Below are 19,494 nucleotides of genomic sequence, written 5' to 3'. Positions count from 1 at the left end.
GAGCGGTACGCGCCACGTGCCGTTACCGCCGACCGGTGATTCTCGCAGACGAACTATCGCTTTCCGACTCTCCTCCGACAGTTGCGCTCCGGTAAAATCGCGCACCGCCCGATCGGCCGCCCCCGGCAACCCGGTCGGAGCCGGTGCTGACCTCGCCATAGACTCGTGTAGTCCAAAAATCCGACTACCGACCCACGGGGGTTGACGAGGTGCCCAGCATCTCCCGCGACGAGGTCGCGCACCTGGCCAAGCTGGCCAGGCTGGCCGTCACCGACGACGAGCTCGACCTGTTCGCCGGTCAGCTCGACGTCATCCTGCAGTCGGTGTCCGCGGTGGGCGACATCGCCACCGCCGACATCCCGCCGACGTCGCACGCCGTTCCGCTGACCAACGTGTTCCGCGAGGACGTGGTGCGCCCGAGCCTCGGCCAGGCCAAGACGCTCGCGGGCGCCCCCGCCGCCGAGGACGGCCGCTTCCGCGTGCCCCGAATCTTGGGTGAGGAAGCATGAGCCTGATCCGCAGCACGGCCGCCGAGCTGGCCGCCAAGATCCACGGTGGCGAGGTGTCGGCGGTCGAGGTCGCCCAGGCGCACCTCGACCGCATCGCCTCGGTCGACAAGGGGATCAACGCGTTCCTGCACGTCGACGCCGAGGGCGCTCTCGCCGCCGCGAAGGAGGTCGACGACGACGTCGCCGCGGGCCGACCGGTGGCGTCCCCGCTGGCGGGCGTCCCGCTGGCGCTCAAGGACGTGCTCGTCGCCGAGGGCATGCCGACCACGTGCGGGTCGAAGATCCTGGAGGGCTGGCACTCGCCGTACGACTCGACGGTGACCCGCAAGCTCCGCGCCGCGGGCGTCGTCATCCTCGGCAAGACCAACATGGACGAGTTCGCGATGGGCTCCTCCACCGAGAACTCCGCCTACGGCCCGACCCGCAACCCGTGGGACACCGACCGGATCCCCGGCGGCTCGGGCGGCGGCTCCTCCGCGGCGCTGGCCGCGTTCGAGGCGCCGCTGGCCATCGGCACCGACACCGGCGGCTCCATCCGCCAGCCGGGCGCGGTGACCGGCACGGTCGGCGTGAAGCCGACCTACGGCTCGGTGTCCCGCTACGGCCTGGTCGCGTTCTCCTCGTCGCTGGACCAGGCCGGGCCGTGCGCCCGCACGGTCCTCGACACGGCGCTGCTGCACGAGGTCATCGCGGGCTACGACCACATGGACTCCACGTCCATCGACGCCCCGGTGCCCCCGGTCGTGGCCGCGGCCCTCGAAGGCGCGTCCGGCGACCTGTCCGGCGTCCGCGTCGGCGTCGTCGCGCAGTTCAGCGGCGACGGCTACCAGCCGGGTGTGCTGGCGTCGTTCGAGGCGGCCGTCGAGCAGCTCCGGCAGCTCGGCGCGGAGGTCGTCCAGGTCTCCTGCCCCAGCTTCGACTACGCGCTGCCCGCGTACTACCTCATCGCGCCCAGCGAGGCCTCGTCCAACCTGGCCCGCTTCGACGCGATGCGGTACGGCCTGCGGGTCGGCGACGACGGCACGCACGGCGCGGAGGAGGTTATGTCGCTGACCCGCGAAGCGGGCTTCGGCGCGGAGGTCAAGCGCCGCATCATGATCGGCACGTACGCGCTGTCGTCCGGCTACTACGACGCCTACTACGGCTCGGCGCAGAAGGTCCGCACGCTCATCTCGCGGGACTTCGACGCCGCGTTCGCGACCGTCGACGTGCTGGTGTCGCCGACCACGCCCACCACGGCGTTCAAGATCGGCGAGCGCTCCGGCGACCCGATGGCCATGTACAAGGCCGACCTCTGCACCATCCCGTCGAACCTGGCGGGCAACGCGGCGATGAACGTCCCGAGTGGACTTTCCGCCGACGACGGGCTGCCCGTCGGTCTCCAGATCATGGCTCCGCCGCTCCAGGACCACCGCATGTACCGGGTCGCCGCCGCCTACGAGGTCGCCCGCGACGCGGCCCAGGGCGGTCCGCTCATCCAGCGCGTCCCGCAGTTGGAAGGGATCTGACCATGAGGAAAGCCCGAGGGCTCTTCGGCCTGCTCGGCGCGGCCGCCGCCGCCGCGAGCGCGTTCTCCACCCTGCGCACCGCCAGGGGTGAGAAGGACAAGCTGGCGCTCGCGAACGCGGTGGCCAGCGTCGTCGTGGCCATCACCGGCGCGGCGCTGACCGTGCGCGGGTTCCGGAAGGACGGGAAAGCGTGACGAGCGTGGCTGACCTGATGGACTACGCCGAGGTCGTCGAGCGCTTCGACCCGGTGCTGGGCTTGGAGGTGCACGTCGAGCTGCACACCAGGACCAAGATGTTCTGCGGCTGCGCCAACGAGTTCGGCGGCGAGCCGAACACGCACGTGTGCCCCGTCTGCCTCGCCGCGCCCGGCGCGCTGCCGGTCGTCAACGGCGTCGCGGTCGAGTCGGCGATCCGGATCGGTCTCGCGCTCAACTGCGAGATCGCCGAGTGGTGCCGCTTCGCGCGGAAGAACTACTTCTACCCGGACATGCCGAAGAACTTCCAGACGTCCCAGTACGACGAGCCGATCGCGTTCAACGGCTACCTCGACGTGACGCTGGACGACGGTGAGATCTTCCGCGTGGAGATCGAGCGCGCGCACATGGAGGAGGACACCGGCAAGTCGCTGCACGTCGGCGGCACGGCCGGTCGCATCCACGGCGCCGAGCACTCCCTGCTCGACTACAACCGCGCGGGCGTGCCGCTGATCGAGATCGTCACGAAGATGATCCCCGGCACCGGCGAGCGCGCACCCGAGGTGGCCCGCGCGTACGTCAGCGCGCTGCGCGACCTGCTCAAGGCGCTCGACGTGTCCGACGTCCGGATGGACCAGGGCTCGCTGCGCTGCGACGCGAACGTCTCCCTGAGCCCCAAGGACTCCGGAGTGCTCGGCACCCGCACGGAGACGAAGAACGTCAACTCGCTGCGCAGCGTCGAGCGGGCCGTGCGCTTCGAGATGACCCGCCAGGCGGCGATCCTCGCCGAGGGCGGCGAGATCGTGCAGGAGACGCGGCACTTCGAGGAGGCCTCCGGCACGACCCGCGCGGGCCGTCGCAAGGAGACCGCCGAGGACTACCGGTACTTCCCGGAGCCCGACCTCGTCCCGATCGCGCCGTCGCGCGAGTGGGTCGAGGAGCTGCGCCTCACGCTGCCGGAGATGCCCGCGCAGCGGCGCAAGCGCATCCAGACCGAGTGGAAGCTCACCGACGCCGAGCTGCGCGACCTGGTCAACGCGGACGCCGTCGACCTCGTCGCGGCCACCGTCGAGGCGGGCGCGACGTCCGTCGAGGCGCGGTCGTGGTGGGTGTCGTACCTGATGCAGCAGGCCAACACCCGCGGCGTGGAGCTCGGCGCGCTGCCGATCACCCCGGCGCAGGTGGCGAAGGTGGTCGCGCTGGTCAACTCCGGTGCGCTGACCAACAAGCTCGCCCGCGAGGTCGTCATCGGCGTCCTCGACGGCGAGGGTGAGCCGGAGCAGGTCGTCGAGGCCCGCGGGCTGAAGGTCGTCTCGGACGACTCGGCCCTGGAGAAGGCCGTCGACGAGGCCCTGGCCGCGCAGCCGGACGTGGCGGACAAGATCCGCGACGGCAAGGTGGCCGCCGCGGGTGCGATCGTCGGTGCGGTCATGAAGGCCACGAAGGGCCAGGCCGACGCCAAGCGGGTGCGCGAACTCGTGATCTCCCGCTGTTCCTAGGTATTCCACGTCGGAGGCGTTGTCCAGTCCGCTTTATGCGGTCGGGCAACGCCTCCGTTGTGTTATCCCCTTGCTCCGATCGGGTGGTCCAAAGTCTCTTTGATGGGCCGTAAACCCTGGTCAGCGATGATCTGAGTCATATTTTCGGTCGCAATGGGTGAAAATACTCATCGAAGACGCGTCCATCTGTGTCAGGCTTGACCCGTTCGCCAAGCCGGGGGGCTTGGGAATGATCATGAATAAACCGGATCAGGTAACCGACCCGAACGGGTCGCCTGTTGTTAGGGGAGAACAACTCATGGCTGAAACCGACCCGAAGCTCATCGAGGAGATCGACGCGATCGTGCCGGACGAGAACGGGACGGCGCCTGACCAGTCGCCGAAGGACCCCGCTCCCGTGGTGCCGAACGGCGGCCCGTACGAGACCCAGACCGAGCCGCAGCCCGCGAACTAGCGACTCCGGAGGCCGGATGCCGCTGGCGGACGGGTGTACCCCGATCAGCCTGCGGTGTCCGGCTTTCGTTTGTGCTCTGATATGACGGTGGCTGTGTCGATCCGCGTTGCGTCGTCACGCGGTGCGTCCCGTGTCGATCCCGCTGGTGCCGTCGAACGCGCGCGTGAGTTCCACCGCCGCGCTCGGAAGGCCGCCGTCGCCAAGCGCTACCTCGACGGGGCGCGCCTGCTCGAACGGGGACTCGCGGTCCTCGAAGCGCCCGACGTCGACCCGGACCAGCGCCTGGAGCTGCGCACCAGGCAGCTCGTCACGCTGTCCTTCTGCCTGGCCGAGACCGGCAGCCTCGACGACGGCCTGACGCTCCTCGCCTCCGCCCGCCACGACCTGACCGCGTTGTCGGACCAGCGGTTGCGCGACGAGCTCTACGGACTGGTCGACTCCAACCACGGCGTCCTGCTGTGCCGCGTGGGGCGGATCGAGGAGGGCATCTACCACCTCGACCTGCACATCGCCTACCAGGAACGCCGCGTGGCCGAGCACGCCGACGACCTGAAGCCGCGCGTCGAGTCGCTCATCATCTCCTTGTCCAACCGGGGGAACGCCTACGGCGAGGTGCACCGGACCGCGCAGGCCACGGCGGACCTCGACCGGGTCGTCGCGCTCGCGAAGAGCCACGACCTCCCCGTCCGCGCCGCCATCGCGACCCACGCGCTCGGCAACGTGCTCCAGCGAGCGGGTGACCTGCCCGCGGCCCTCCAGCGCTACGAGGAGGCCAACCGGGTCTACCAGGAGCTGGAGCCGGGGATGCTGCTCCGGCTGCGGATCGACCAGGCTGAGGCCCTGATCAGCGCGGGTCTCGTCGACGAGGCCGGGCGCCACCTCGACGAGGTGCTGCCGGAGCTGCGCAGGCAGCGCATCGGCCAGGACATCGCCGAGGCCGAGCTGCTCCGCGCCGCCGCGGCCCTGCTCGACGGCGAACTCCGCACGGCCAAGCGGATGGCGAACTCGGCGCAGCGCAAGCTGGCCCGGCGCGGCAGCCCGGCGTGGGCGGCGGTCGCGGGGCTGATCGCGCTGCGCGCGGACGTGCTCCGCGCCCTCGACAGCCGCCGACCGTCGGGGCGGGTCGTCGACCGCGCGCTCGAACTCGCCGAACGGCTCTCCGCCCTGAAGCTGCCCGACCAGGCCACCGTCGCGCAGGCCCTCGCCGCGCGCCTGGAGGTGCGCCGCGGCAACACCGACCGCGCCGCCGAACTGCTGCGCTCGGTGCCGCGCGTCCGCCGCACCAGCACGATCGACCAGCGGATGCTCGTGCGCCTGTCCAGGGCCGAACTGGCGCTGGCCACCGGCAACCGCCGCGTCGCGCTGGCGCAGGCCAAGGCAGGGCTGGCCGAACTCGGCCGGATGCGCGACCAGATGGGCGGCCTGGAGCTGGTGTCCGGCACCGCGCTGCACGGCCGTGAGCTGGGCGAGCTGGCGGTGCGGCTGGTGCTGGACGGCGCGGGCTCCGCCGCCTCGGCCAAGCGCCTGTTCACCTGGCTGGAGCGCACCCGCGCCCAGATGTACCGCTACCAGCCGGTCGAGTCCACGGTGGACGCCGAACTGGTCGAGAGCATCGCCGAGGTCCGCCAGCTCAGCCGCGCGCTGCTCCGCGCCCGCCTCGACGGCCACCCGACCTCCACCCTGGAGGCCCGCTACGCCACCAGCCAGCGCGACGCGATGCGCCTGGGCTGGAGCGCCAGCCCGTGGGGCAAGGCCCGCCCGGTCGCGGACCTGCGGGCCGTCCAGGCCGAGCTGGGCGACCGCGCGATGATCAGCTTCGCGACGTCCGACGACGACCTGGTCGCCGTCGTCGTGGCGGGCGGGAGGGTCCGGATGGTCCGCCTCGGCTCCGCGCCCGCCGCCACCGAGGCCGCGCTGCGCCTGCACGCCGACCTCAACGCCCTGGCCCCCGACTACCTCCCCGCCGCGCTGGCCGACGTCATCGCCACGTCCGCCCGCCGCCAGGCCGACCTCCTCGACCGGCAGCTCCTCCAGCCCCTCGCCGACCTGCTCGGCGACCGCGAACTCGTCATCGTCCCCACCGGCGCCCTGTACGTGGTGCCGTGGGGCGTGCTCGGCCAGTGCAAGTCCCGCCCCACCACCGTCGTCCCCTCCGCCACCGCGTGGCTCGCCACCAGCCAGGCAGGGCCCGACTCGACGTCGGGCGTCCTCCTGGTCCGCGGCCCCGGCCTCCAGGCCGCCGAGGGCGAGATCGACAAGCTGGCCGGCTACCACGCCGACGCCACCTCGCTGGGCGGCACCGAGGCCAGGGTCGGCCCGGTGCTCGACGCGCTGGACGGCGTCTCGCTCGCCCACATCGCCGCGCACGGTGAGCACGAACCCGAGAACGCCCTGTTCTCCCGCCTGGAACTCGCCGACGGCGCCCTCTTCGCGCACGAGGTGGGCCGCGTCAGGCGACCGCCGAAGCAGGTCGTGCTGGCCGCGTGCGAGCTGGCCCTCAACCGCATCCGGCCGGGTGACGAGGCGCTGGGGTTCGCGGGGGCGATGCTCGCCAGCGGCGCGCACACCGTGATCGCGGCCAGCAGCCGCGTGGGCGACGAGCCCGCGGCGGCCGCCATGGGCGACTACCACCGCGGCCTGTCGTCGGGGGCGTCCCCGGCCGTGGCGCTCGCCGACGCCATCGCGATCGACCCGCTGCGGCGGCCGTTCGTGTGCCTGGGGTCGGGCTGATATGGGTTGCGGGTTCCAGAACTCGTCACCCCCGGCGCGCGGACCGGCCGCCGGGCGCACGCCGTGCACCCGAACAGCGACCTCCGGATCGAGTGCTCGCCGTTCAGCGAGGACGGCCTCGCCGACGTGCGCCCTCGTCGTGAACGGCCCGAGGCCCTAGTCCTTGCTCCCGCCGCTGGAGCTGTCGCGCAGCACGATCACCACGCGGTCGTCGCTGGAGATCGGCGTGCCGCCCGCGGCCTTGTTCACCGTGCCCACCAGCGCGGTGTTGTCGTCCAGCGCCACCAGCGGGCCGATGCGGCCGAAGCCGGTCTCCTTGTCCAGGAACGGTTCCGGCTTGCCGGTGAAGCCGCCCTCGGCGTTCATGGCGATCATCTGCGTGCCGGGCACGTTCGACGTGGCGACCCACATCGTGTTCGACAGCGACGCGCACCCGCCGACACCCGGCTTGTCCGGCCACGTCCACGCGGGCGAGCCGAGCGGCTTGCCCGCGGTGATCCGGTACAGCACGTCGGCGGAGGCGGTGGAGTCCGTGACCCACGTCTTCGTGCCGTCGGCCGACACGCACACGCCGCCGGGCGAGCGGAAGCCGCTGGCGACGACCGCGGAGCCGGTGGTGGGGTTGCCCGCCGCGGGCTGGCCGGAAGCGTCGATGCGGAGCAGCTTGCCCGCGAGCGAGGCCGGGTCGGCGGCGAGGGCGGGGTCGCCCGCGTCGCCGGTCGCGACCAGGAGGGCGCCCTCGCGGTCGTGGCCCAGGACGCCGCGGTTGCCGGTCGCGCCCTTCGGGATGCCCGTGAGCACCGGCTTCGGCGTGTCGCCCGGCGCGATCCGCATGACCCGGTTGTCCGTGTCGGTGGTCAGGTAGACGTAGACGAGCTGGTCCTCGCCGTAGGTCGGCGACAGGGTGAGGCCGGTCAGGCCGCCGTCGCCGGTCGCGTCGACGGCGAAGCTGCCCACCTCGACCGGGTCGACGTCCTTGCTGACCTTGAGCAGCTTGCCGGTGGTCCGCTCGGTCGCCAGCGCCGTGACGACGCCGGTCGACTGGTTCACGTCCATCAGCGCCACGCCGGAGAGGGGGTTCAGGCAGGTCGCCACGACGGCGGGGTTGAAGTCCTTGCAGCCCTCGGGCGGTGGCACCGACGTCGGCGGCTGCCCGCCCGGCTGCTGGCCGCCGCCCTGCGGCAGACCGCCCGGCATCTCGGGCGTCGGACCCGCCTGCGGCGTGAGCTGCGGCTGGGCGCTCCACCCGGCGGCCGACGGCTGCTCCGGGAAGTCGGCGCAGCCCGCCGCGAGCAGGCCGATGGCCGTGCTCGCGAGCACCGCGCGGAGCAACCGCTGAGGACGTGACACGGGTGTTGACCCTAGGCGCGGGGCCGTGAACCCGAGGTGAGCGGCGACGGCGGGTCCAGGTCGTAGAGCGCCCGGTGCACGGCGTCGACCCGGTCGATCAGGAGCAGCAGCTCCTCGGAGAGCACCTCCGGAGCCTCCAGCGGCAGGAAGTGGCTGGTCGGGAGCACCCTGACCCGCGCCTGCGGGAGCGCACCGGCCGGTCCGGCCATGCTCTCCGGCGAGGCCAGCACGTCGTACCGGCCCGCCAGGACCGTTGTGGGGCACGTCACGCCCGCCAGGTCCTGCCGGGGCGTCCGCCCGAGCGCGAGCGCCAGCGTGAAGTACCAGCTCCAGTCGTGCCGCAGGAACCGCCTCATCGACCCGGCCACGGCCTCGGGCGCGCTCGACGCCAGCATCAGCCCGCTGTGCCGCAGCAGGAACGTCGTCACGTCGTTGATCGGCAGCCGGTGCAGCACGAGGTCCAGCAGGGGACCCGCGGCGCGCAGCGCCCTCGTGCCGGTCAGACCGATGAGCCTGCGCACGTCCGGCGGCAGGCCGGAGATGCCGAGCATGCTCTCGAACGAGTCGCCCGGCGCGCCCGCGACCAGCATCAACCCCGACACGCGGTCCGGGTGCCCCAGCGCCAGCTCGGCCGCCACCGTCACGCCCATCGACCAGCCGAGCACGACGCACGACTCGACGCCCGCGTCGTCCAGGACGGCGAGCGCGTCGGCGACGTGGTCGGCCAGCGCGATCCGCGACTCGTCCTCCGGCCGCTCCGACCCCATCGTGCCGCGGTGGTACCAGCTCAGCGCCCGCACGCCCGCCGAGGGCAGCAGCAGCGCGGGCCACGTCTCCGGCGTGGTGCCCAGGCCGGGGCACAGCAGCACGGTGGGACCTTCCGACGAGGTCTGCCACACCCTGATCCGCGTGCCGTCCTCGCTCGTGACGTCGTGCTCCTGCATGGGGGGCAGTGTGCCGTAGGTTTCGGGGGTGACGCTCATCGTGTTGGTCCCCGACGACTACGGCGTGACGGCGCTGTCCTCCGTGGACGGTGTCCGCGCGGTCCGCTACCAGCCGGGTGAACCCCTGCCACCGGACGCCGCCGACGCGCGGGTGTTCGTGCCCAAGTTCCTCCAGGGCACCAATCCGCGCGAGGTCTACGCCCAGCTGCCGAAGCTCGAACTGGTGCAGCTGCTCAGCGCGGGCGCGGAGCGCTTCGTCGGTCAGCTCCCGGAGGGCGTGCTGCTCTCCACGTGCCGCGGCGCGCACGGCGGCAGCACGGCGGAGTGGGCGATCGGCGCGCTGATCGCGATCTACCGCGACTTCCCGGCGTTCGAGGCCGCCCGCCAGGAGCGCCGCTGGGACTACCACGTCACCGACACCCTCCAGGACAAGCGCGTCCTCGTCGTCGGCGCGGGCGACCTCGCCGAGCAGTTCCGCCGCAGGCTCGAACCGTTCGACGCGACCGCCACCCTCGTCGGCCGCACGGCCCGCGACGGCGTCCGAGGCATGGACGAGCTGCCCGCGCTGCTGCCCGAGCACGACGCCGTGCTGGTCGTCGTCCCGCTGACCGACGAGACGACGGGCATGGTCGACGCCGACTTCCTCGCCGCCATGCCCGACGGCGCGATCCTGGTCAACGGCGCCCGCGGCCCCGTGGTCGACACCGACGCCCTGCTGGCCGAGCTGACGAGCGGTCGGCTGCGCGCCGCGCTGGACGTGACCGAGCCGGAGCCGCTGCCCGCCGAACATCCACTGTGGACCGCGCCCGGCCTGTTCCTGACGCCCCACGTGGCGGGCAGCTGCACGGGCTCCCAACGCCGTTCGTACGCCGTCGTCGTCTCCGAGATGACCAGGTTCGCGGCCGGTGAGCAGCCCGCCAACCTGGTGAAAGGCGACTACTGACCCGCTCGGTCGGCGTTCGCGCCGGTCGGTCGGGCGGAATGGGCTCTCGCCAACGCCGCCGGAGTCTCCTATCGTGCCGGGTCGTGGCTACTCACGACGACCGCTCGGCCAGCTCCGGCGGTTACCCCGACGACGGCTTCTACCCGGCGAGCGGTTCCGGCGGAGGCGTGCACCACTTCGACGACGGGACGCAGTCGTTCGACGCCTCCACGAAGGCCTTCGACGACACCGGCTACACACCCCTCGACCAGGTCGAGCCGCACTACGAGGACGACGACGACCACCGCAGGGTGTTCGGCTGGAACGGCGGCACCGACCTCGGCCTGCTCGTGCTGCGGGTCGGCCTCGGCGCAGCGTTCGTCGTGCACGGCCTCCAGAAGGTGTTCGGCCTGTTCGGCGGCCCCGGCATCGACGGCTTCGCGAAGTTCCTGGAGTCCTCCGGCTTCCGCGAGGCCCGCATCCTGTCCTGGGTCACCGGCATCACCGAGCTGGGCGGCGGCATCCTGCTGGTCTTCGGCCTGTTCACCCCGCTGGCCGCGGCGGGCATCCTCGGCGTGATGGCCAACGCCATCGTGGTGAAGTGGGGCGGCGGCTTCTTCGGCGCGCCGGGCGTGGAGCAGGAGGCGTCGTTCGCCGTGATGGCGTTCGCCCTGCTGTTCACCGGCCCCGGCCGGGCCGCCCTCGACTACGGCAGGTCCTGGTTCCGCCGTCCCCTGCTCAGCGGCTCCGTCTTCCTGGTCATCGCCGCCGCGGCGGTCGTGGCGACGCTGTACGTGTTCCGGTCCGTCTGACGCCGGGGTCGGGCCCGCGGTCGCCCTCGGCGGCGGGCCCGACCCCCGGTGGGACTACCGCGAGGGGTCGCGCACGGCCCCGGTCGACGCGTCCGTGGTGAGCCGCGCGTACGCCCGCAGCGCCGCCGTCACCGGGCGCACCCGGTCGACCGGCTGCCACGGCCGCTCGCTCGCCTCCATCTTCGCGCGGCGCTCGGCCAGCACGTCCTCGTCCACGAGCAGTTCGAGCCTGCGCTCGTGCACGTCGATGAGGATCCGGTCGCCGTCCCGCACGAGCCCGATCGCGCCGCCGCCCGCGGCCTCGGGCGAGACGTGCCCGATCGACAGCCCCGACGACCCGCCGGAGAACCGCCCGTCGGTGATCAGCGCGCACTTCTTGCCGAGCCCCGAGCCCTTGAGGAACGCGGTCGGGTGCAGCATCTCCTGCATACCGGGCCCGCCCGCCGGACCCTCGTAGCGGACCACGAGCACGTCACCGGCCTGGATCTCCTTCTTCAGGATCACCGACACGGCCTCTTCCTGGCTCTCCACGACCCGCGCCGGGCCCTCGAAGTGCCACAGCTCCTCGTCGATGCCCGCGGCCTTGATCACCGCGCCGCGCTCGGCCAGGTTGCCGCGCAGCACCGCCAGGCCGCCGTCCTTGGTGAACGCGTGCTCGACGTCGTGGATGCAGCCCGCCGCCGCGTCGGTGTCCAAAGAGGACCAGCGGTTGGACGTGGAGAACGCCTCGGTCGTGCGGACGCCGCCGGGGGCGGCGTGGAACAGCTCCACCGCCCGCTCGGACGGGTTCGGCCCGCGGACGTCCCACTCGGTCAGCCACTGCTCCAGCGACGGGCTGTGCACCGAGTGCACGTCCCGGTGCAGCAGGCCACCGCGGTCCAGCTCACCGAGCAGCGCGGGGATCCCGCCCGCCCGGTGCACGTCCTCCATGTGGTAGTCGGAGTTCGGCGACACCTTCGACAGGCACGGCACGCGGCGGCTGATGTCGTCGATGTCCTGGAGGGTGAAGTCGATCTCGCCCTCCTGCGCGGCGGCGAGGATGTGCAGCACCGTGTTGGTCGAGCCGCCCATCGCCATGTCCAGCGCCATCGCGTTCTCGAACGCCTTGCGGTTCGCGATCGTCCGCGGCAGCGCCGTCTCGTCGTCGTCCTCGTACCAGCGGCGGCACAGCTCCACGACGGTCTTGCCCGCGTCGACGAACAGCTCCCGGCGCGCGGCGTGCGTCGCCAGCGTGGAACCGTTGCCCGGCAGCGCCAGCCCGAGCGCCTCGGTCAGGCAGTTCATCGAGTTCGCGGTGAACATGCCGGAGCACGACCCGCACGTCGGGCACGCCGACCGCTCGACCTCGTCCAGACCGGCCTGGTCGACGTTCGAGTTCGCCGACGCGGAGATCGTCGTGATCAGGTCGGACGAGGGGATCGCCACCCCGTCCACGACGACGGCCTTGCCCGCCTCCATCGGCCCGCCCGACACGAACACCACCGGGACGTTCAGCCGCAGCGCCGCGTTCAACATGCCCGGCGTGATCTTGTCGCAGTTCGAGATGCAGACGATCGCGTCGGCCTGGTGCGCGTTCACCATGTACTCGACGGCGTCCGCGATCACCTCGCGCGAGGGCAGGGAGTACAGCATCCCGCTGTGCCCCATCGCGATCCCGTCGTCCACCGCGATCGTGTGGAACTCGCGCGGCACCCCGCCCGCCTCGCGGATGCCCTCGGCGACGATGTCGCCGAGGTCGCGCAGGTGCACGTGGCCCGGCACGAACTGCGTGTAGGAGTTCGCGATGGCGATGATCGGCTTGCCGAAGTCGGAATCCGTCATGCCGGTCGCCCGCCAGAGCGAACGGGCGCCTGCGGCGTTGCGGCCATGAGTGGTGGTGCGGGACCGGAGCGGGGGCACGGCTCCTCCAGAATCTGCGAACAGCGTGAGGTGATCAGACGCCTGGTGGGCGTGACGTGCGGGTGGGGCCGGGGTCCCTCAGACGTTACTCGTGCGCAGCTCGGCCGTGACCAGCAGAGCGGCCAGTGCGAGCGTGATCACGTGCACCACCGTGCACCACAGGCAGATCTTCCCGATCAGGAACAGCTCGGCCGCCACGAGGTAGACGACCATCAGCACGCCGACGCCCAGCGACCCCAGCCGCACCCACCCGACCCACGGGTTCGCGGAGCGCCACGCCCACGGCAGGCACAGGACGGTCAGGAACGCGTAGAACGCCGTGCCGAGGTCGGCCACCGCGATGCCGAACAGCTCCGACTGCTCGCTGCTGGTCACCGACGCGCAGTCGACGACGCTGTTCTCCGCGCAGACCAGCAGGTTCGAGGTGCTGTGGTGCGCGATGGTGAGGTAGATCGACACGGCCAGCCCCGCGAGCGCCAGCAGGAGGCTGACCAGCGGGACGCGGGAAGTCTTGAGCACGGCCCCGACTGTACGGAGGGCGCGGGTTGGACCGGTGTGAACCGCGGCCCGGTGCTACTCGATCGAGTGATCTTCTGGCAGGGGGCCGATCCCGCGCCCGCGGTGCGGAACCCCGAACCGCGGTGCCGGGGTCCCTCAGGGACGTTCGGAGCGTTCCCGGTCGGTGTCGGCGCCGTCGGTCGGGGTCTCCGCTCCGGCCTCGGCCTCGCCGGGCTCGGCGGCGGTGTCGGCCGCCCCGTCCTCCCCGCCCCCCTCGTCGGCGACGGGCTCCCGCACCTCGACCGCGGGAACGGTGATCCGGCCGCCGCTCACGGCCGCCAGCGCGGGCAGGTGCATCATCCGCACACCGGGCAGCGGGATGAGCTCGTCGTCGGCCAGCACCACGCTCAACCAGGACTTCTCCGACAGCTTGACGGCCTTGACGTCGTCCCAGGCCACGGTCTTCGAGCCGAACGCCCCGCGCGCGACGATCCGCTCACGGGTCACCGTCGTGCGCAGCCGGACCACCCACGCGGCGAACGCCAGCGGCAGCACGTACAGCACCTGGAGGCCGGGCACGGCGAACGCCACGGGCGTCACGCAGATCAACCCCACCCCGGAGGCGAGGAGGGCGACGGCGGGGATTCGGAAGACCAGCTTGTCCACGTCCGCCATGGTCGCACCGGGCCTCCGAGCGGGTGATCCGGGGCCGGACCGTGGACCACGTCACGTCCACGATCCGGGATTTCGATCCCGCCCAGTTGACGATGCCGCGGATTCACCGTTAACGTCACCCCCATGCAGCGCACGCTCGTTCTCGTACTTCCCAGGCGCGTCGACGCCTAGGCAGTAGAAGCTGCGTCGACGCGCGACCCTCGTACGACCCGTTCGGGTTGTCGAGGGTTTTTTCGTGCCCGGACCCCCAGGTGGGCCCACCACCGCATCCGACACCACGAGGCAGACAGATGACTAGCGCAACCTCGCGACAGGCCACCGGCGAGTCGCCCCGCCCCGGCCCGCGGCCCAAACCGGCCCCGCCGAGCGGAGCCCCGATCCGCGTAACCGGCGCCCAGTCGCTCGTCCGTTCACTCGAAGCCGTCGGCTGCGAAATCGTCTTCGGCATCCCCGGCGGGACGATCCTGCCCGCGTACGACCCGCTGCTCGACTCGACCAAGGTCCGCCACGTCCTCGTGCGCCACGAGCAGGGCGCGGGCCACGCCGCGACCGGCTACGCGCAGGCCACCGGCAAGGTCGGCGTCTGCATGGCCACCTCGGGTCCCGGCGCGACGAACCTCGTCACCCCCCTCGCGGACGCGAACATGGACTCCGTCCCCGTCGTCGCGATCACCGGGCAGCAGAGCCGCCCGCTGATCGGCACGGACGCGTTCCAGGAGGCCGACATCTGCGGCATCACGATGCCGATCACCAAGCACAACGTCCTCGTCACCGACCCGGCGGAGATCCCGAGGGCCATCGCCGAGGCGTTCCACCTGGCGGCGACGGGCCGACCCGGCCCCGTGCTGGTGGACATCCCCAAGGACGTGCTCCAGGAGATGACGACGTTCTCCTGGCCGCCGGAGCTGCGCCTGCCGGGCTACCGCCCGACGACGAGGCCCCACGGGAAGCAGGTGCGCGAGGCCGCGAAGCTGATCGCGGCCGCGAGGAAGCCCGTGCTCTACGTCGGCGGCGGCGTCATCAAGGCCAACGCCAACGCGGAACTGCTGAAGCTCGCGGAGTCCACGGGCATCCCGGTCGTCACGACGCTGATGGCGAAGGGCGCGTTCCCGGACTCGCACCCGCAGCACATGGGCATGCCGGGCATGCACGGCTCGGTCGGCGCGGTCGCCGCGATGCAGGAGGCCGACCTCCTGGTCGCGCTCGGCGCGCGGTTCGACGACCGGGTCACCGGCCAGCTCTCGTCGTTCGCGCCGCACGCCGCCGTCGTGCACGCGGACATCGACCCGGCGGAGATCTCGAAGAACCGCCGCGCCGACGTGCCGATCGTGGGCGACTGCAAGGAGATCATCACCGAGCTGGTCGACGCCATCAGGGTCGAGGTGGAGCACTCCTCCAAGACCGTCGACCTGGGGCCGTGGTGGGACCACCTCAACGGCCTCAAGGAGACCTACCCGCTGGGCTACGACTGGCCCGACGACGGGACCCTGTCGCCGCAGTTCGTGATCGAGCGCATCGGCGCGCTGGTCGGCCCGGACGCGCTCTACACCGCGGGCGTCGGCCAGCACCAGATGTGGGCGGCGCAGTTCATCAAGTACGAGAACCCGCGCACGTGGATCAACTCCGGCGGTCTCGGCACCATGGGCTACGCGGTCCCCGCGGCCATGGGCGCCAAGGCGGGCGCGCCGGACAAGCAGGTCTGGGCGATCGACGGCGACGGCTGCTTCCAGATGACCAACCAGGAACTGGCCACCTGCGCCATCGAGGGCCTGCCCATCAAGGTCGCCGTCATCAACAACGGCAACCTGGGCATGGTCCGCCAGTGGCAGAACCTCTTCTACGAGGGCCGCTACTCGCAGACCGACCTCGGCACGCACAAGCACCGCATCCCGGACTTCAAGCTGCTCGGCGAGGCCATGGGCTGCGCGGGCCTGCGCGCGGAGTCCCGCGAGGAGGTCGACGCGGTCATCAAGCAGGCCATGGAGATCAACGACCGGCCGGTCGTCATCGACTTCGTGGTCGGCAAGGACGCCCAGGTGTGGCCGATGGTCGCGGCGGGCACCGGCAACTCCGAGATCATGGCCGCGCGCGGCATCCGCCCACTGTTCGATGAGGACCTGTGATGACCCGGCACACCCTGAGCGTTCTGGTCGAGGACAAGCCCGGTGTGCTCGCGCGCGTCGCGGGCCTGTTCTCCCGGCGGGGGTTCAACATCGAATCCCTCGCCGTCGGCCGCACCGAGTACCCCGACATCTCCCGGATGACCATCGTCGTCTCGGTCGACGAACTACCCCTGGAACAGGTCACCAAGCAGCTCAACAAGCTGATCAACGTGATCAAGATCGTGGAGCTGGAGCCGACCGCTTCCGTTCAACGGCAACTGCTGCTCGTGAAGGTCAGAGCCGACGCGACCGTGCGCAGCCAGGTGCTCGAAACCGTGCAGCTGTTCCGCGCCAAGGTCGTCGACGTGTCGCCCGAGGCGGTCACCGTCGAGGCGACCGGCACGTCTGACAAGCTCGACGCGCTGCTCCGAATGCTGGAGCCCTACGGGCTCCGTGAGATCGTGCAGTCCGGCATGGTCGCGATCGGCCGCGGCGCTCGTTCCATCACCGCCACCGCGGTGCGCTAACCCGAGTTTTCCGCTGTAGGGAAGGATGAAGTAACACCATGAGCGTCGAGATCTTCTATGACGACGATGCGGACCTGAGCATCATCCAGGGCCGCAAGGTCGCCGTGATCGGCTACGGCAGCCAGGGCCACGCGCACGCGCTGAGCCTGCGCGACTCCGGCGTCGACGTGCGGATCGGTCTCCTGGAGACCTCGAAGTCGCGGGCCAAGGCCGAGGAAGAGGGTCTCCGCGTGCTCACGCCCGCCGAGGCGTCCGCCGAAGCCGACCTGATCATGATCCTGGCGCCGGACACCGCCCAGCGGCACATCTACGCCCAGGACATCGCGCCGAACCTGAAGGACGGCGACGCGATCTTCTTCGGCCACGGCTTCAACATCCGCTACGGCCTCATCGAGGCTCCGTCCGGTGTGGACGTCGCCATGGTGGCCCCGAAGGGCCCCGGTCACCTCGTGCGCCGCCAGTTCGTCGACGGCAAGGGCGTTCCCGCGCTCATCGCCATCCACCAGGACGCGACCGGTGGCGCCCAGGCGCTGGCGCTCTCGTACGCGGCGGGCATCGGCGGCACCCGCGCCGGCGTCATCAAGACCACGTTCAAGGAAGAGACCGAGACCGACCTCTTCGGCGAGCAGGCCGTTCTCTGCGGTGGCGCGTCCGCGCTCGTGCAGACCGGTTTCGAGGTGCTGACCGAGGCCGGTTACGCCCCCGAGATCGCGTACTTCGAGGTCCTCCACGAGCTCAAGCTCATCGTCGACCTCATGTACGAGGGCGGCATCGCCCGGATGCGCTACTCCATCTCCGACACGGCCGAGTACGGCGACCTGACCCGCGGCCCGCGCGTGGTCAACGCCGCGGTCAAGGAGGAGATGAAGAAGATCCTGGGCGAGATCCAGGACGGCACCTTCGCGACCGAGTGGGTCGCCGAGGACGAGGCGGGCCGCAACAACTACAAGAAGTTGCAGGCCGAGGGTGAACAGCACCCGATCGAGGAGGTCGGCAAGAAGCTGCGCGGCCTGATGTCCTGGGTCGACCGCCCGCTGACCGACACGGTCTGATCAGCGCTTTTCCCAACGGAGCCCGCGACGCCGACGGTGTCGCGGGCTCCGGTATACCTAGGGACATGACCGAGAGCGCGCCGATCTACGACGACAAGGCTCACGTACGCGGCAACCTCGACCTCACCAAGGCCGAGTGGCAGCGCGGCGGTGACGACTCCGACCCGGACGGCGAACACGTGGAGATCGCCTTCGTCGAGCACACGGACGGCGTCACGTACGTGGCGATGCGCAACTCGGCCCACCCGGAGGGCCCGGTCCTGGTCTTCACGCCCGCGGAGTGGGACGCGTTCATCCTCGGCGCGAAGGACGGCGAGTTCGACGAGCCCTGGTGAGTCGCGCGCAGGACCCCTGGTCCGCGCCGGGCCGCCGTGAGGCAACTCGGAGGTCGCGGCGGAGGACCAGCGGCGGACGCGGTTCCCGCCACCCCGTCACGGCGCGGTCGCCCCACCGCCCCCGATCCGCGCGATGAGGAGTTCGAGCCGCTCCTCCTGGCGCTCGGCCGGGATGCGCCCGCTGTCGGACAGCACGGCCATGCCGTGCAGCGCACTCCAGACGACCTCGGCGAACAGCTCACGCCGGTCGTCCTCCGGGGAGAAGCAGGCGACGAACTCGTCGAACCCGGCCCGTAGCGGCGCGGGCGTCTCGGCGCTCGCGAACGCCAGGTCGGTCGGCAGGACGAACATGGCCTGGTACAGGGCGGGCCGCTCGGTCGCGAACTCCAGGTAGGCGCGGCACACGGCACGCAACGCCTCCCCGAGCCCGGACGCGGTCTGCCGCGCGCGCCGCAGGTGGGCGCCGAGCTCACCGAAGCCGTCGAGCGCGACAGCGCTGACGATGGCCTCCTTGCCGTCGAAGTGGCTGTACAGCACCGGCTGGCTGTACTCCACGCGCTCGGCCAGCCGCCGCGTGGTCACCGCCTCCCACCCCTCGCTCTCCGCGAGTTCGCGCGCGGCCGTGACGATCAGCTGATGACGGTGGGCGCGTTCACGCTCGCGCCGCGACTGGATGGCGGACATGCCCACATCCTAGCAACGCTAGACATCGTGTCGCCGCTTGTTCTATCGTTGCTAGCAACACTAGCGCCGACAGAACCCAGCACGGGCCCTGCGGCTGGGAGGGGAAGAGATCCATGCTCACGAACATCGCCTACGTGCTGGCCGGACTGATCGGCGCGGGCATCATCGTCATCGGCGCACGTGCCCTGTGGTCACCGAGGGCCGCGGTGGGTTTCGGCATCCCCAACACCCCGGTGGAAGACCGGAACTTCCAGTCCTGGCTGTCGGTCAAGGCGGTCCGGGACATCGCCTCGGGGCTCTTCACCTTCATCCTGATGGCGGGAGGGACGCCAGAACTGCTCGGCTGGTTCATCCTCGCCGCGGCGGGCATCCCCGTGGGCGACGCCCTGATCGTGCTGCGCGGCAAGGGTCCGAAATCCGCCGCCTACGGCATCCACGGAGTCACGGCGGCGGTGATGCTGGTGACCAGCGTGCTGCTGCTGGCGACGTAACGGCTCCGGGCTGCAACGGCGGCACGTCACCGGCCCCCCGGCCCCACTGATCTCCCGAGCCGTCTCGATCGCGCTTCTTGGGAAACCCTTTCCCCGGTCGGACCTCGATTTTTGGCATGGGGATGATCGCGCGATCGGGGTTTGATCGGGGAGTCATTCCTTCGGTGATGTGCCGGCCCTGGTCGGAGGTTGCGGCTGTGTGGTTGCGTGCCGCTTTTGGTTGGTTCTCGCTGTGCTTGATGTGGGCCGGGTCCTGTCCCACCCCGATTGCGCGATTGTCTCGATGCCTGATTTCGTTTGTCAAGGCGG

The 19,494-nt window shown here is 71.3% G+C and carries 19 protein-coding genes; 13 read left to right on the top strand and 6 right to left on the bottom strand.

Annotated elements, in window-relative coordinates; genetic code table 11:
* Positions 1-209 precede the first annotated feature (209 nt).
* The 6 genes from gatC to VFZ92_RS36435 all read left to right on the top strand — a co-directional run bounded on the left by gatC (position 210) and on the right by VFZ92_RS36435 (position 6,894).
* A complete protein-coding gene (gene gatC, locus VFZ92_RS36460; RefSeq protein ID WP_330881548.1) occupies positions 210-509 on the top strand; it encodes an Asp-tRNA(Asn)/Glu-tRNA(Gln) amidotransferase subunit GatC in 300 nt (99 codons plus the stop codon).
* Positions 506-2,017: an Asp-tRNA(Asn)/Glu-tRNA(Gln) amidotransferase subunit GatA gene (gene gatA / locus VFZ92_RS36455; RefSeq protein ID WP_330881547.1), complete on the top strand. Its 1,512-nt coding sequence runs from the start codon at positions 506-508 to the stop codon at positions 2,015-2,017. The genes gatC and gatA overlap by 4 nt, the downstream gene beginning before the upstream one ends.
* A 2-nt stretch (positions 2,018-2,019) precedes the next feature.
* The gene (locus VFZ92_RS36450; RefSeq protein WP_330881546.1) at positions 2,020-2,211 is read left to right on the top strand and encodes a hypothetical protein; all 192 of its coding nucleotides are present in this window, start codon (positions 2,020-2,022) and stop codon (positions 2,209-2,211) included.
* Entirely contained in the window at positions 2,208-3,710 is a 1,503-nt protein-coding gene (gene gatB, locus VFZ92_RS36445) for an Asp-tRNA(Asn)/Glu-tRNA(Gln) amidotransferase subunit GatB (RefSeq protein WP_330881544.1), read from the top strand. The genes VFZ92_RS36450 and gatB overlap by 4 nt, the downstream gene beginning before the upstream one ends.
* A 298-nt stretch (positions 3,711-4,008) precedes the next feature.
* A complete protein-coding gene (locus VFZ92_RS36440) occupies positions 4,009-4,164 on the top strand; it encodes a hypothetical protein (protein ID WP_330881543.1) in 156 nt (51 codons plus the stop codon).
* Positions 4,165-4,257: 93 nt separating this feature from the next.
* Positions 4,258-6,894, top strand: coding sequence for a CHAT domain-containing protein (locus VFZ92_RS36435; RefSeq protein WP_330881541.1), 2,637 nt, complete (start codon positions 4,258-4,260; stop codon positions 6,892-6,894).
* 156 nt (positions 6,895-7,050) lie between these two features.
* On the opposite strand, the gene VFZ92_RS36430 is transcribed toward VFZ92_RS36435, so the two are convergent.
* Both VFZ92_RS36430 and VFZ92_RS36425 read right to left on the bottom strand, forming a co-directional pair.
* A complete protein-coding gene (locus tag VFZ92_RS36430) occupies positions 7,051-8,244 on the bottom strand; it encodes a PQQ-dependent sugar dehydrogenase (RefSeq protein WP_330881539.1) in 1,194 nt (397 codons plus the stop codon).
* 11 nt (positions 8,245-8,255) lie between these two features.
* A complete protein-coding gene (locus tag VFZ92_RS36425; protein ID WP_330881537.1) occupies positions 8,256-9,188 on the bottom strand; it encodes an alpha/beta hydrolase in 933 nt (310 codons plus the stop codon).
* Between the two features lie 28 nt (positions 9,189-9,216).
* Between VFZ92_RS36425 and VFZ92_RS36420 the strand changes: the two genes are divergently transcribed.
* Both VFZ92_RS36420 and VFZ92_RS36415 read left to right on the top strand, forming a co-directional pair.
* Positions 9,217-10,131: a 2-hydroxyacid dehydrogenase gene (locus VFZ92_RS36420; protein ID WP_330881535.1), complete on the top strand. Its 915-nt coding sequence runs from the start codon at positions 9,217-9,219 to the stop codon at positions 10,129-10,131.
* 83 nt (positions 10,132-10,214) lie between these two features.
* Positions 10,215-10,922, top strand: a complete 708-nt coding sequence (locus tag VFZ92_RS36415) for a DoxX family protein (protein ID WP_330881533.1) — start codon at positions 10,215-10,217, stop codon at positions 10,920-10,922.
* Between the two features lie 54 nt (positions 10,923-10,976).
* Here VFZ92_RS36415 and ilvD read toward each other — a convergent pair whose 3' ends face one another.
* The 3 genes from ilvD to VFZ92_RS36400 form a co-directional block, all read right to left on the bottom strand.
* Positions 10,977-12,821 carry a dihydroxy-acid dehydratase gene (ilvD, locus tag VFZ92_RS36410; protein WP_330881531.1) on the bottom strand — a complete coding sequence of 615 codons (1,845 nt, stop codon included), beginning with the start codon at positions 12,819-12,821 and terminating at the stop codon, positions 10,977-10,979.
* A gap of 78 nt (positions 12,822-12,899) precedes the next feature.
* On the bottom strand, positions 12,900-13,340 hold the full coding sequence (locus tag VFZ92_RS36405; RefSeq protein ID WP_330881529.1) for a vitamin K epoxide reductase family protein: 441 nt from the start codon (positions 13,338-13,340) through the stop codon (positions 12,900-12,902).
* A 135-nt stretch (positions 13,341-13,475) separates the two neighbouring features.
* Positions 13,476-13,985, bottom strand: a complete 510-nt coding sequence (locus tag VFZ92_RS36400) for a PH domain-containing protein (RefSeq protein WP_330881527.1) — start codon at positions 13,983-13,985, stop codon at positions 13,476-13,478.
* A 299-nt stretch (positions 13,986-14,284) separates the two neighbouring features.
* Between VFZ92_RS36400 and VFZ92_RS36395 the strand changes: the two genes are divergently transcribed.
* From VFZ92_RS36395 to VFZ92_RS36380, 4 genes are all read left to right on the top strand, one after another.
* Positions 14,285-16,117, top strand: coding sequence for an acetolactate synthase large subunit (locus VFZ92_RS36395; protein ID WP_330881525.1), 1,833 nt, complete (start codon positions 14,285-14,287; stop codon positions 16,115-16,117).
* Positions 16,117-16,623: an acetolactate synthase small subunit gene (ilvN, locus tag VFZ92_RS36390; RefSeq protein ID WP_106188137.1), complete on the top strand. Its 507-nt coding sequence runs from the start codon at positions 16,117-16,119 to the stop codon at positions 16,621-16,623. Before VFZ92_RS36395 ends, ilvN begins: the two co-directional genes overlap by 1 nt.
* A 38-nt stretch (positions 16,624-16,661) precedes the next feature.
* Positions 16,662-17,675, top strand: a complete 1,014-nt coding sequence (gene ilvC / locus VFZ92_RS36385; protein ID WP_330881522.1) for a ketol-acid reductoisomerase — start codon at positions 16,662-16,664, stop codon at positions 17,673-17,675.
* 65 nt (positions 17,676-17,740) lie between these two features.
* Complete coding sequence (locus VFZ92_RS36380) at positions 17,741-18,010, top strand: DUF397 domain-containing protein (protein ID WP_330881521.1); 270 nt, start codon at positions 17,741-17,743, stop codon at positions 18,008-18,010.
* A gap of 96 nt (positions 18,011-18,106) precedes the next feature.
* Here the strand turns inward: VFZ92_RS36380 and VFZ92_RS36375 are convergent, their stop codons facing one another.
* On the bottom strand, positions 18,107-18,694 hold the full coding sequence (locus tag VFZ92_RS36375) for a TetR/AcrR family transcriptional regulator (protein WP_330881520.1): 588 nt from the start codon (positions 18,692-18,694) through the stop codon (positions 18,107-18,109).
* A 113-nt stretch (positions 18,695-18,807) separates the two neighbouring features.
* Here VFZ92_RS36375 and VFZ92_RS36370 point away from each other — a divergent pair, with 113 nt between their 5' ends.
* Positions 18,808-19,185, top strand: coding sequence for a DUF4267 domain-containing protein (locus tag VFZ92_RS36370; RefSeq protein ID WP_330881519.1), 378 nt, complete (start codon positions 18,808-18,810; stop codon positions 19,183-19,185).
* Positions 19,186-19,494 lie beyond the last annotated feature (309 nt).

Origin of the sequence: Umezawaea sp. (genome assembly GCF_036375055.1) — a bacterium.
GTDB lineage: Bacteria > Actinomycetota > Actinomycetes > Mycobacteriales > Pseudonocardiaceae > Umezawaea.
Note: the sequence above shows the minus strand (reverse complement) of the source record. Positions and strands in the feature narration are given on the sequence as shown.